This window comes from Rhizobium sp. CRRU65 (assembly GCF_048551595.1).
Taxonomy (GTDB): Bacteria; Pseudomonadota; Alphaproteobacteria; order Rhizobiales; family Rhizobiaceae; genus Rhizobium; species Rhizobium leguminosarum_J.
In genome coordinates this window covers 157287-169462 of the sequence record NZ_JBLYZH010000015.1, presented here as the reverse complement: position 1 = coordinate 169462, position 12176 = coordinate 157287, and the positions used below count along the sequence as shown (strand labels likewise).

Sequence of the window (12176 nt, the reverse complement as noted above, 5' to 3'; positions counted from 1 at the left end):
AAGAGGATAACATGCATATCATCTGGGACGTTCTGACGCTTCTGCTGACAATCGGCTCCCTCTATGGCGGTCGCGAATACCGGATTATTCGCGCTCGTGCCCGCGCTCAGAACTGGGGCAACTTCTGATTCGATCCGGACATCTCTGATTCGATTCCGAATCCTGGCCGCATTGGTCGTTGCCGATCGCCATTACGTCGAATGACGTAAAGTCATGCGCTTAAGAAAATGCTTTATTAGTCGAGGCGGAAGCCTATCCGCCCATTCTCCCTGTTAATCCTAAGCCCGCCTCACCCCAGGCGGGCTTTTTTATTCCATCGCCTGCATCACTTCTTGGCGCCGGCCGAAAGCACCCGATGTGTTGCATTGTCCATTGCGTGGCTTGCTTCCTGTCCATCCTTCTTCAGCCCGTATGCGGTATTGCCGCAGCCGGAAAGTGTCAGCAAGCCGATGCAGGCGATGGCGATTGCAGCTTTTGGCATCAAGTGGTCCCCTTGGCTGAATGGCGATTCAGAGCATGATCGCGAAAAGTGTGAGCGGTTTTGACATCATGCTCTAACTCTTAATTTGCAACAGGATTCAGATTTTAGGTCGACTGGGCCTAAAATCATCCTGTTCTAGGGAAAATGATACACTCCTCGACAAAATCAATCGGCAGGCGATAAGCGCGAGTGGCGGTATGGAACTCCCTGACGCGGATCGGCGTTTAGGGGTGCCATCCAACCGGGTTAATGACATGGATTATGAGCTTGCCTTCGCCGCGACGGTCGCAACAGCGTCTTTCCTCGTCTTTATGCTGATCGTACACCGGACCTGATCGCCCGCGACGCGGATTGCCCGACGGCGCGCGACAGCGCCGGCCCGTTCTGCGGCCGCGTGTCTGAGAGCCAGAGAGACTGCATCTCCAGCTGCATCTAAAGCATCTCGCGCCAAAGGCGACGAGCCGGCAGAGTGTGGAAGGTCTGGAGCGAAAGTAGCATGATCCGCCAGCAGACACGGCAGGGCTGCAAAAATAAACGTTTTGACATCCGAAAGTATTACGACGTCAGCGGATGTATTAAATTTTAACTAATTGCCATGCTTAACTATCTGTTAACAATATTCTTGCGCTCCTTCCGCTTCCGCTTATGCTTTACGCAAACGGGAGAGGAAAGATGTTTAGCAAAAGCTTGATTATGCCTTTTGGCTTCGCATTGCTGGCCATTGCTGGCCTCCTGTTTCAGATCGTCGCATACGCGGTGCACTCCCCGGTCACCCTGCTGCAGCCGTGAGTCACATAAGTTGCTGAACCCGCAAAGCAATCTCAGTAACTAGGAGTGGAACTTCGTTTCGTTTCGTGCATTCTGTGACTCGTTTTGCCAGGAGGGAGATAACCATGGAAAGCGCAGGCGTGGGTTGGATTGCAGCCATCATTATCGGCGGTGTCGCCGGATGGCTGGCGGAAAAGGCAATGCGCAGCAGCATGAGCCTGCTCATGAACATATTGCTCGGCATCATCGGCGCTATTGTCGCCAACTGGATACTGGGTCTTTTGCACATCCAGCCGCTCGCCGGTTGGCTGGGTTATCTGATCACCGGTTTCGTCGGTGCCTGCATCTTGATCGCGATCGGGCGCGTCATCCGCCGCTGACTTGGTCGCGCCAACTGAGCCCGGTCGCGTCAGCCCGGCTACTTTTGGACGGATGCAAACACTAAAAGCCGGGCGTTCATGGCGCCCGGCTTTTCTTCACTCTGAATTGCCGTTCAGCGGCGGCTGAGCAGGCCGAACACGTAGGCAATGCCTGCCGTCACGGCGAGTGCCACGAGCGGTTCTTCGCGTACCTTGTCGCGCAGCCGTTCCGTCATCACCGAAGCCTCGTCGGTCACCGCCGACTTCGCCCCCTGCCCCAGCGCGACCACGCTTTCCGTTAGCCGGGAGAGATCGTTGCGAAGGGCTGCGACCTGCGCCGACAGATCGTCTGCTGCTATATCAGCCTTGACGCGCGCAGCGGTGGATTCGGCGGAAGCGGTTTTCAATTCTGCCATGGTCTGCTCCTGTTTCATGGGATGCCGCTTCAACGAAATGGCGGCCCGAAAGGTTCCGTCGCAACCGATCTTTTGTTCTCCGCAAAGCCGCCGCGGCGGAGCGGTCGACTTGTGCAGCTTTTCGCGTGACAAACCCTTCATTTCCTGTCGGGTTTGTTTTAAGGAACGTCGAATGTCCGCCCGCGCGCGGGTCAATGATACTGCGAGGTTTGCGTTTCTATGTTCCATATCCTGAGAAGAGCTGCTCAGACCTGGGTTGCCAAGCTGCTCCTGCTTCTGCTCGTCGTGTCTTTCGGCGCCTGGGGCGTGTCGCATCAGCTGCTGACAGGCGGTAACAGCACCACGGTCGTGACCGTTGGCGATCAGCATGTGGACGTCAACGAATTCCACCTCGCCTATCAGCGCCAGGTGGCAAACCTCAGCCAGCAGTTCGGCACGCGCCTCACCCCCGAGCAGGCCCGCGCCTTCGGCGTCGAGCAGCAGGTGCTCGCCGAGCTCGTCGCCGGCGCCTCGCTCGACCAGCTCGCCGAAGACATGAACCTCGGCCTTTCCGAAGATCGCCTCGCCCAGCTGATCGCTGACGATCCGGCTTTCAAGGCCGTCAACGGCCGGTTCGACCGCGAGCTCTTCATCTCGCGTCTGCGCAATGCCAACATCCGCCAGGACGATTACATCAAGGAGCGCAGCAAGGTCGCTGTCCGCAGCCAGGTGGTCGATGCCATCTCGAATGGTTTCACCGCACCGAAGACCCTGGTCGACGCCCTTAAGCTCTATGGTGATGAAAGCCGCAGCATCGATTACCTGCTGCTCACCAATGCCAATATCGAGCCGATCAAGGCACCTGCCGACGACGTGCTGGCAACCTGGTTCGAAGGTGTCAAGCAGCGCTACCGGGCGCCCGAATACCGTAAGGTCGCCTATCTCAAGCTGCAGCCTGCCGATATCGCCGATGCCGCGACCGTCACCGACGAGCAGATCCACGAAGCCTTCGACAAGAGCAAGGATACCTATCGCACGCCGGAAAGCCGCACCATCGAACAGCTGACCTTCGCCAGCAAGGATCTCGCCACCGCCGCCGAAACGGCGCTGAAGAGCGGCACCAGCTTCGACCAGCTGGTCTCCGACCAGGGCAAGACGGCAAGTGACGTGTTGCTCGGCGAATTCACCAAGGACAAGGTTCCCGACCGGGCGGTTGCCGATGCGGCCTTCGCAGTTTCGCGCGATGGCGGCACGACGCCTGTCGTCGATGGCTCCTTCGGCTCGGTCATCCTGCGCGTCACCAACATCAAGTCGGAAACGGCGAAGAATTTCGATGAGGTGAAGGAGGATATCCGCAAGCAGCTGTCGCTCTCCAACGCCTCCCAGGAAGTGATCAACGTTCATGACCGCATCGAGGACCTGCGCGCCGGCGGTTCGACGCTCGAGGATATCGCCGGCCAGCTGAAGCTCAAAGCCGTCACCGTCGATGCCGTCGATATGACCGGCGCCGACAAGGACGGCCAAGAGGTCAAGGATGTTCCCGTCAAGCAGCAGCTGCTCGGCGAAGCCTTCAAGACCGAGGTTGGCGTCGATGCGCCGCCGCTCCCGATCGGCAATGACGGCTATGTCTGGTTCAACGTCCGCGAAATCACGCCGGACCGCGACCGCCCGGTCGCCGAAGTGCGCGAAAAGGCCGTCGAGGACTGGACGGCGGAACAGCAGAAGGCCGAGCTCGCAAAGAAGGCCGATGCATTGAGGGCCGAGGCGAAAAAGGGCACTGCCCTTGCCGATATCGCAACGCCGCTCGGCATTGCCGTCGAAAGCAAGAGCGGCGTCACCCGTTCCACCGATGATGCGGTCCTCGGCCGGGCCGGCGTCACCGCCGCCTTCTCCGGCCCGCTCGACACGGTCGCGAGCGCTGTCGGCGCCGATCCCTCGACGCAGATCCTGCTGAAGGTCACCGAGGTCAACACCCAGCCGACCGGCGACGTGCTGAACAACCGCGATGCCCAGATCACCGCCATGGCTAATGCCGCCGGCGATGATATTCTCGATCAGATGGTCAACCTGCTGCAGACGCAGTACGGCGCCGAGATCAACCAGACGCTCGCTGAACAGGCGACGACCCGCTAGGAGGCTTTATGACCGATCTGAAGCCGTTCCTGGCCAAGGCCGCAAGCCGCGAGCCGCTGACGCGTGACGAGGCCCGCGCTGCCTTCGACATCCTGATGTCGGGCCAGGCGACACCCTCGCAGATCGGTGGCTTCCTGATGGCGCTGCGCGTGCGCGGCGAAACCGTCGACGAGATCGTCGGCGCCGTCACCGCAATGCGCTCGAAAATGCTGACCGTCGAGGCGCCGGCCGATGCGATCGACATTGTCGGCACCGGCGGCGATGCCAGCGGCACCTACAATATCTCGACGCTGGCGGCGCTAATCGTCGCCGGCGCTGGTGTTCCCGTCGCCAAACACGGCAATCGGGCGCTGAGTTCGAAATCGGGCGCGGCCGACAATCTGGCCGCACTCGGCGTCAAGCTCGACGTCGGCCCAGAGATCATCTCCCGCTGCATTGCCGAGGCCGGCGTCGGATTCATGTTCGCGCAGATGCATCATTCCGCCATGCGCCATGTCGGCCCCTCAAGGGTCGAGCTCGGCACGCGGACGATCTTCAACCTGCTCGGGCCGCTCTCCAATCCGGCCGGCGTTCGCCGCCAGTTGCTCGGCGTCTTCTCGCCGCAATGGCTGGTGCCGCTTGCCGAAGTCATGCGCGATCTCGGCTCCGAATGCGTCTGGGTGGTCCATGGCGACGGCCTCGACGAGATCACCACGACAGGCATTACACAAGTCGCGGCGCTCGAAGACGGCAAGATCCGCAACTTCGAGCTCTCGCCCGCCGATTTCGGCGTCAGCCCTTGCGTGCTCGCCGACATCAAGGGCGGTGATGGTGTTGCCAATGCCGCAGCGCTTCGCGAGGTGCTCGGCGGCGCCAAGAACGCCTATCGCGATGTCTCGCTCGCCAATGCCGCCGCCTCGCTTGTCATCGCGGGCAAGGTCGCAACCATCCGCGACGGCATGACGCTGGCCACACAGTCGCTGGATAGCGGCTCTACTGCGCTCGCCCTCGACAAACTCATCGCCGTTTCCAACGATATCGACTAGGATTGCCCGATGACCGATATCCTGAAGAAGATCGAACTCTACAAGCGCGAAGAGATCGCCGCTGCCAAGGCAGCAGCGTCGCTTGCCGATCTGAAGGCGATGCAGGCCGGCCAGTCCGCCCCGCGCGGCTTCCACAAGGCGCTCATTGCCAAGCGTGATGCCGGCCGCTTCGGCCTGATCGCCGAGATCAAGAAGGCGAGCCCCTCGAAGGGCCTCATTCGCCCGGATTTCGATCCGCCGTCGCTGGCGAGCGCCTATGAGGCCGGCGGTGCAGCCTGCCTTTCGGTGCTGACCGACAGGCCGAGCTTTCAGGGCGCGCCGGAATTTTTGACAGCCGCCCGCGCTGCCTGCACGCTGCCGGCGCTGCGCAAGGATTTCATGTTCGAGACCTACCAGGTGCACGAGGCCCGCGCCTGGGGCGCCGACTGCATCCTGCTGATCATGGCCTCGCTGTCCGACGACGAGGCCGAACGCCTGCAGGATGAGGCCTTCGCCCTCGGCATGGACGTGCTGGTCGAAGTCCACGACGCCGAAGAGATGGAGCGGGCGCTGAAGCTTTCTTCGCCGCTTATCGGCATCAACAACCGCAATCTGCGTACCTTCGAGGTCAGCCTGACCGTCAGCGAGACGCTGGGCCCCATGGTGCCTGATGACCGGCTCCTGGTCGGCGAAAGCGGCATCTTCACCCATGCGGATTGCCAGCGCCTGCAGGCCGTCGACATCAGTACCTTCCTTGTCGGCGAGAGCCTGATGCGCAAGGACGACGTGGCGGCCGCCACCCGCACGCTTCTCTTTGGCGAAGCCGCCATCGCGGCCGAATGATATGAGCGGCGCAGAGCCCGGTCTGACCCATATCGATGCCTCGGGCGAGGCGCATATGGTCGATGTCTCCGATAAGGCCGAGACGGTGCGCATCGCCACTGCCGAAGGCCATGTTAAGATGGCGGCGGAAACGCTTGCTCTCATCGTCCAAGGCAACGCCAAGAAGGGCGATGTGATCGGCACGGCGCGCCTTGCCGGCATCATGGCGGCAAAACGCACCGCCGATCTCATCCCGCTCTGCCATCCGCTGATGCTGACGAAGGTCACGGTCGAGATCGCGGAAGATGCCGCCCTGCCCGGCCTGCGCGTTACGGCGACCGCCAAGCTGAGCGGCAAGACCGGTGTGGAGATGGAGGCGTTGACCGCTGTCTCGGTCGCTTGTCTGACGATCTACGACATGGCCAAGGCGGCCGATAAGGCAATGGAGATCGGCGGCATCCGGCTTCTAGAAAAGTCCGGGGGCAAATCCGGCGATTTCCGTCATCCGGAGGCAAGATGAACCTTCTCCCGGTCGCCGACGCCCTGAGCCGCCTGCTCTCCCGCGCAAAGCCCATTGCTGCGTCCGAGACGCTGCCGCTTGCCGAAGCCGAGGGCCGCGTCCTGGCCGTCGATCTGACGGCCGGCCTGACCCAGCCGCCCTTCAATGCCTCCGCCATGGACGGCTATGCACTGCGCCGCGAAGACGCGCCGGAGCCGGGCGCCGTGCTGAAGGTCATCGGCACGTCTTCCGCCGGCCACGGCTTCGAGGGAAGCGTCAGCCAGGGTGAAGCCGTCCGCATCTTCACCGGTGCGCCAGTTCCGCGAGGCGCCGACAGCGTCCTGCTGCAGGAGGATGCTGAGAAGATCGAAGGCGGTATCCGAACCAATTTCCCTGTGCGGCAGGGCCAGCATGTGCGTCCCCGCGGTCAGGATTTCGCCGAAGGCGAAGCGGTGCTGTCGGCCGGCACCGTGCTCGATTTCTCGCGGCTGACGGTCGCTGCGGGCATGAACCGGCCCGATGTCGAAGTGCTGCGGCGCCCGCTGATCGCCATCCTCTCAACCGGCGACGAACTGCTGCCGCCCGGAAGCACGCCCGGCCCTTCGCAGATCATCGCATCCAATACGTTTGGTATTGCAGCCCTTGCCCGCAAAGCCGGCGCCGATGTGCTCGATCTCGGCATCGTGCCTGACGACAAGGCCAGGATCAGCGCGGCGATCGGCACGGCGCGGGACGCCAAGGTCGATGTGATCGTCACGCTCGGCGGCGCTTCGGTCGGCGACCATGATCTGGTGCAGGCCACGCTGATCGAAGCCGGCATGCAGCTCGATTTCTGGCGCATCGCCATGCGCCCCGGCAAACCGCTGATGGTCGGCAGCTTCGGCGAGACGCATGTGCTCGGCCTGCCCGGCAACCCGGTCTCTAGCCTCGTCTGCTCGCTGCTCTTCCTTGAGCCGCTGATCCGCAGGCTCGCCTCCCTGCCGCCGGTGCGGCGCGAGGCAACGGTGGAGGCGGCCGTCACACTGCGCGCCAACGACCACCGGCAGGACTATATCCGTGCGAAACTTTCGAAATCCGCCGCCGGCCACTGGCTCGCCGAACCTTTCGGCAAGCAGGATTCTTCGATGATGAAGGTCTTCGCCGCAGCCGACTGTCTCGTCATCCGCCCGCCGCATGCACCGGAGCTGCCGGCCGGAGCGCCCTGCCCGGTCATGCTGTTGCGGCCTGACCTCCTGGCATAATCTCGCCTTCAACTTTGCCGGAGAGCGCAAAGACACCCGCCTGCACGGCACCGCCGCCAGTGCCCCCGCCGAAATCCGCAACTGCATGGGTGGCGATTCGGTTGAGTTCTCCCTGCGGCAGGTAGGCCCGCTCGGGATCGCCGATCAGCACCTCGACGCCGCTCGCCTGGCAACGCCGCAGGAAGGCCATCACCCGCAAGGCAAGCGAGGGATCGTAGAACAGGTCGCCGACCACGAGAAGGTCAGTCGCTGGTGGCTGATCCTCGATAATATCGGCGGCCAAGGCCACGATGTTCACACCGTTGATCGCTGCGTTGAGCCCGATTGCGGCAATGGCATTGGCATCGATGTCGATAGCGGTCACCGTGGCTGCTCCGGCCTTCGCCGCGGCAATGGCCACGAGCCCGGAGCCAGCGCCGAGATCGAGCACCCGGCGGCCGGTCACCATTTCCGGTCGATCGAGCAGATGGCGGGCAAGCACTGCGCCGCCGGCCCAGGGATAGGCCCAGTAAGGCGGCGGATCGGCCTCTCCGCGGCCGGCAAGCCGCCAGAGCCCGCTCGCGGGCCCTGCCGTATGAATCCGGATCTCGGGGATGGATGGAACGGGTGATATAGGCAGGTTGGCACGGATGAAGACGGCCGGATCGGGTTGAGACATGCCCGGGCGTTTCATCGTCATCTGCTCCTGCCGGCGCTGTAACTGCCTATCGTTTTTAATAGCAAGAGCAGGCCGCCGTTGTAAAATTCCGCGCCATTTATGCACGCTATGATTTGGGTGGAATAATGAAGCCGAGCCAGGCTTTTCGCAAGGAACTGCACCGCTATTCGTGATGAGGTGTGCCGTATGCCATTTAAGAACGCAACACAGGCCGTTGAAGCGAGACCGTCTTGGGAGCCTCGGCGCGCGCGAGATCTGCGAGAAATTGTTCCATTAGCGGGGAATCACCAAACCGACGATAGTTGCGCTCTGTTTCAAGCGAGAAGTCGGGCTTTGCTTTGACCAAACTGGCCATGGTCGCCTTGGCCTTGTCCAGCTCTGAGCGACCAGCCTGCAACGCGGTTTGAATGAGCAGGCAATTCGAATCCTGCGGCGCGCGGATCAGGCACTCTTGGATAACGCTCGCAGCTTCATCGCTACGACCAGCCGCATAAAGCGCCTGACCATGCACATAAGCATAATATTCGGGAGCTATGGGATGAAGACGGCGGGCACGCTCAGCATTCCGTAATGCTCCATCGTAGTCACCAAAACGAACCTGGGCTTTTGCGAGCGCCATCATGCTGTCAGGATCATTCGGATTGAGTTCCACCGACCGGTGTCCCGCTTGTAAAGCACCAGCGTAATCGCCGCTTGCAGCCAAGCCGTAGCTCAATACCTGATATCCCATCGCCAGATTTGGATCGAGTCGGATGGATTGACGCGCCTCGCTCAAGCCAATCTCCAGGTCTCGGTCTGTGGCGTGGCCGCTGACGTTTTGCGTGACATCGAAGATATAGGTCATACCGAGATTGGCACGCGCCACGGCATAAGCCGGGTCTAATTCCAAAGCCCGCTGGAAAAGTCCTCGGGCGGAAAGAAGCCCCTCGGCATCTTTCGAATCGTGCGTGAAACGAGCGCGTGCCTGAAGAACGAGATCGTAGGCCTGCAAATCCTTGGTTGGGCGTTTCATCGCCTCTGCGGCTTCAGACTTGCGGACAAAGGAAACAAGGTGGGCAACGATCTCGGATGTCAACTCGCTTTCGACCGTGAATATATCATCGATATGGCGGTCATAGCTGCGCGACCAGAGGTGAGCTCCGCTATTCACGTCAATAAGTTGAGCGGCGACGCGGAGTTTATCACCCACCCGTCGAGCGCTACCTTCGATGACGTAGGCCACACCCAATTTCTCGCCGACCTTGCGGACATCGGCTTCCTGGCTTCGCATCGCATAAGCCGAGTTGCGGGCAATCACCTGAAGTTCCGAGTTTCGGGCAAGTTCAGTCGTGATGTCTTCCGTCAGCCCATCGGCAAAGTAGGCCTGTGTTGCCTCGCTGCTCATATTGTCGAAAGGCATAACAGCCACAGACGGCCGAGGGTCCGGCCGTTCACCGCTGGCAAGCACCGAAAGCTCAGCCGGTATCCGGCCGATCATTGCCGCGAGAGGAAGCGGCTGGATTGCGATTCCGATGAGCACGAGCGACGCAGCCCCAAGACAATAGCCAAGGCGAGCGCTCACGTGCGGGACAAGAGCCGCGTACCGGCTCCATTTGCTTCTCCGTCGTCCAGCGCGCGTGACCGCATAGACATCGAGTGGTTCAGGAAGGTTTTTGGCATTCCGACGTCCAATGCGGAAAAACTCGTCGCCTCGACCCCGGTCAGCACTCAAGACCACCGCACCACTAACAAAGATACTGCCAGGATCTGCCATTGCCTCAAGGCGCGATGCGACATTCACGCCATCGCCGTACATGTCACCATTGTCTTCGATGACGTCACCAAGATTGATGCCGATCCGAAATTCAAAGGGCCGCGTATCGAAGCCGTTCTGAATCTCCACCGCCGCATTCAACGCTTCGTTAACGCTCGGGAATGTAGCGAGGAAGCCATCGCCAGAGTTTTTGAATGTTCGGCCTCCATGGTGCTGGACCGCTGGATCGATCACGTCGTCAAACACGGAACGCAACTCCGCATACGTCGTCGCTTCGTTTTCCGCCATGAGCCGACTGTAGCCGACAATGTCCCCGGCGAGAATCGCTGCGAGCTTACGTTGCATCGCGGAACTTCCTGTTCGCATTTCTGTCACGTTCCACTGCCGATCGTTCTTCCGGGTGGAAGATCCACCATGGGCAGTGAAGAGCGATAGCAAAGAACGAACGGCTGGATTAGCCGTCGTTGCTCGCATGAAGTTATGAATGTGGTTTCTAAATAGGCGAACTTCCGCGCTGCAACCGATGTCTGCAGAACCTCTCCAAGGGAAGCTTAAGCTCAACTGATTGCATGCTGCGGCAGGCATCAAGAGGGTTGAGTCCTGCTGGTGCAAAAAAGGCAGACAACCTTCGTCGACGATCGTTGGCTGTCGGGCATTTATGAACCTCATTTCTAACATCATGCAGATAGTACCGCCTAATGCTCCATGCTGAGGCGAGGTAACGTCCCCAACCAACCGCCGTCTCCAGTGCGATGCCATGTCCGGAGAAGATGAGGCGCGTCTTGGGTCTAAGGTCTTTAGCGCGGCCTGCCAGCAACGGCGCTGGCGCGCGCAAATCCATCGTCCTTTCAGGGCTTCGAAAGCCTGTATTCGGGAAGAACACGCATGACAAAAATTTTTGCGTCCGTTGTGATCTCCACCTTGATCCTGGTGTCGGCGACGGCTCCTGCCGCAGCGGAGGGAGATGTCGCCTTGGGACAAAAAGCGTTTCAGCGCTGTTCCGCCTGTCATTCGACCACGGACCAGAAAAAGGCTGGACCGGGGCTCGGTGGCGTTGTCGGGCGCGCAGCCGGCTCTGTGGAGGGCGTCCGCTATTCGGCGGCTATGAAAGCGTCGGGATTAGTATGGGACGAGGCGACGTTGGACCGGTTTCTAGCAGCGCCCCGCGAAGTTGTACCGACAACCACAATGACCGTGAGCGTGTCCAAGCCTGAGGATCGGCTAAACATCATCGCTTACCTGAAGTCCCTGTCGGAGTAGCGGCGAACCTCGTGGCTCAGCAAGCCGGCGATCGATCGGCACCCGACCCGGCTGATCATCGCTGACCCCGTCTTGGGTTGACGTGTCAGCTCGTGCTTTTGCTTCGCATTCAGAAGCCGCCTTTCTAACGTCGTGCAGGTTTCGCCAACTAATTCGGCGGCGCCGGACAAGCTAACGTTATCCCGGAGAGCAGGCTCTTGGTCGACGGCGTCTCATCATCCCGGAGGTGCTGGCGGCACTCCCGTCGCCGTCGCTCTCCTTAGAGATCGACGGTCAACGAGCACATCCAGTATGAAACATCGGAGAACCGACCAGTCATGATCACACTGAATATCAACGGTAATCAGCACAAGGTCGATGCCGACCCAGAGACACCCATCCTTTGGGTCCTGCGCGACACGCTCGGTATGACCGGGACCAAGTTCGGCTGCGGCGCCGCGCTTTGCGGCGCGTGCACGATACATCTGGATGGTGAGGCCGTCCGTTCCTGCAGCACCCCTCTCTCCGCTGCCGAGGGCCTGACCATCACCACCATAGAAAAAGCGACCGACGGCAGCGACCGTGTCGGCGCAGCGGTGCACGCAGCTTGGGTCAAGCACGATGTAGCGCAGTGCGGTTATTGTCAGAGCGGTCAGATCATGAGCGCCACGGCGTTCCTCGCATCCCTGCCCTCCGGTTCGCAGCCGACTGCCTCGGAGATCGATTCGGCAATGGAAGGCAATATTTGTCGTTGCGGAACTTATGTCCGCATCCGCGCCGCCATAGCCGATGCTGCCAGCAATCTCGTCTGAAGGAGACGCCAT

At 60.9% G+C, this 12176-nt stretch carries 12 protein-coding genes; 8 read left to right on the top strand and 4 right to left on the bottom strand.

Going from position 1 to position 12176, the window contains the following annotated elements:
- Nucleotides 1-325: 325 nt before the first annotated feature.
- A complete protein-coding gene (locus tag ACM5SV_RS26805; protein WP_003539802.1) occupies nt 326-481 on the bottom strand; it encodes a hypothetical protein in 156 nt (51 codons plus the stop codon).
- Nucleotides 482-1374: 893 nt separating this feature from the next.
- Between ACM5SV_RS26805 and ACM5SV_RS26800 the strand changes: the two genes are divergently transcribed.
- Complete coding sequence (locus ACM5SV_RS26800; RefSeq protein ID WP_003539804.1) at nt 1375-1629, top strand: GlsB/YeaQ/YmgE family stress response membrane protein; 255 nt, start codon at nt 1375-1377, stop codon at nt 1627-1629.
- A 113-nt stretch (nt 1630-1742) separates the two neighbouring features.
- Here ACM5SV_RS26800 and ACM5SV_RS26795 read toward each other — a convergent pair whose 3' ends face one another.
- Nucleotides 1743-2024: a hypothetical protein gene (locus tag ACM5SV_RS26795; RefSeq protein ID WP_003539806.1), complete on the bottom strand. Its 282-nt coding sequence runs from the start codon at nt 2022-2024 to the stop codon at nt 1743-1745.
- A gap of 219 nt (nt 2025-2243) precedes the next feature.
- On the opposite strand from ACM5SV_RS26795, the gene ACM5SV_RS26790 reads away from it, so the two are divergent.
- Genes ACM5SV_RS26790 through glp form a run of 5 tightly spaced genes read left to right on the top strand, consistent with a single transcriptional unit; the run spans nt 2244 to nt 7702 of the window.
- Nucleotides 2244-4136 carry a peptidylprolyl isomerase gene (locus tag ACM5SV_RS26790; RefSeq protein WP_222017168.1) on the top strand — a complete coding sequence of 631 codons (1893 nt, stop codon included), beginning with the start codon at nt 2244-2246 and terminating at the stop codon, nt 4134-4136.
- Between the two features lie 8 nt (nt 4137-4144).
- On the top strand, nt 4145-5161 hold the full coding sequence (trpD, locus tag ACM5SV_RS26785; protein WP_222017170.1) for an anthranilate phosphoribosyltransferase: 1017 nt from the start codon (nt 4145-4147) through the stop codon (nt 5159-5161).
- 9 nt (nt 5162-5170) lie between these two features.
- The gene (gene trpC / locus ACM5SV_RS26780; RefSeq protein WP_222017172.1) at nt 5171-5983 is read left to right on the top strand and encodes an indole-3-glycerol phosphate synthase TrpC; all 813 of its coding nucleotides are present in this window, start codon (nt 5171-5173) and stop codon (nt 5981-5983) included.
- Nucleotide 5984: 1 nt separating this feature from the next.
- Nucleotides 5985-6482 carry a cyclic pyranopterin monophosphate synthase MoaC gene (gene moaC, locus ACM5SV_RS26775; RefSeq protein ID WP_222017174.1) on the top strand — a complete coding sequence of 166 codons (498 nt, stop codon included), beginning with the start codon at nt 5985-5987 and terminating at the stop codon, nt 6480-6482.
- Nucleotides 6479-7702, top strand: a complete 1224-nt coding sequence (gene glp, locus ACM5SV_RS26770) for a gephyrin-like molybdotransferase Glp (protein ID WP_222017176.1) — start codon at nt 6479-6481, stop codon at nt 7700-7702. The genes moaC and glp overlap by 4 nt, the downstream gene beginning before the upstream one ends.
- Here glp and ACM5SV_RS26765 read toward each other — a convergent pair.
- The gene (locus ACM5SV_RS26765) at nt 7671-8375 is read right to left on the bottom strand and encodes a class I SAM-dependent methyltransferase (RefSeq protein ID WP_026157356.1); all 705 of its coding nucleotides are present in this window, start codon (nt 8373-8375) and stop codon (nt 7671-7673) included. The genes glp and ACM5SV_RS26765 overlap by 32 nt on opposite strands.
- Nucleotides 8376-8553: 178 nt before the next feature.
- Nucleotides 8554-10458, bottom strand: coding sequence for an adenylate/guanylate cyclase domain-containing protein (locus ACM5SV_RS26760; protein WP_222017178.1), 1905 nt, complete (start codon nt 10456-10458; stop codon nt 8554-8556).
- 540 nt (nt 10459-10998) lie between these two features.
- Between ACM5SV_RS26760 and ACM5SV_RS26755 the strand changes: the two genes are divergently transcribed.
- On the top strand, nt 10999-11373 hold the full coding sequence (locus ACM5SV_RS26755; protein WP_017994119.1) for a c-type cytochrome: 375 nt from the start codon (nt 10999-11001) through the stop codon (nt 11371-11373).
- 317 nt (nt 11374-11690) lie between these two features.
- Nucleotides 11691-12164, top strand: a complete 474-nt coding sequence (locus tag ACM5SV_RS26750) for a (2Fe-2S)-binding protein (protein WP_017994120.1) — start codon at nt 11691-11693, stop codon at nt 12162-12164.
- Nucleotides 12165-12176: the final 12 nt, after the last annotated feature.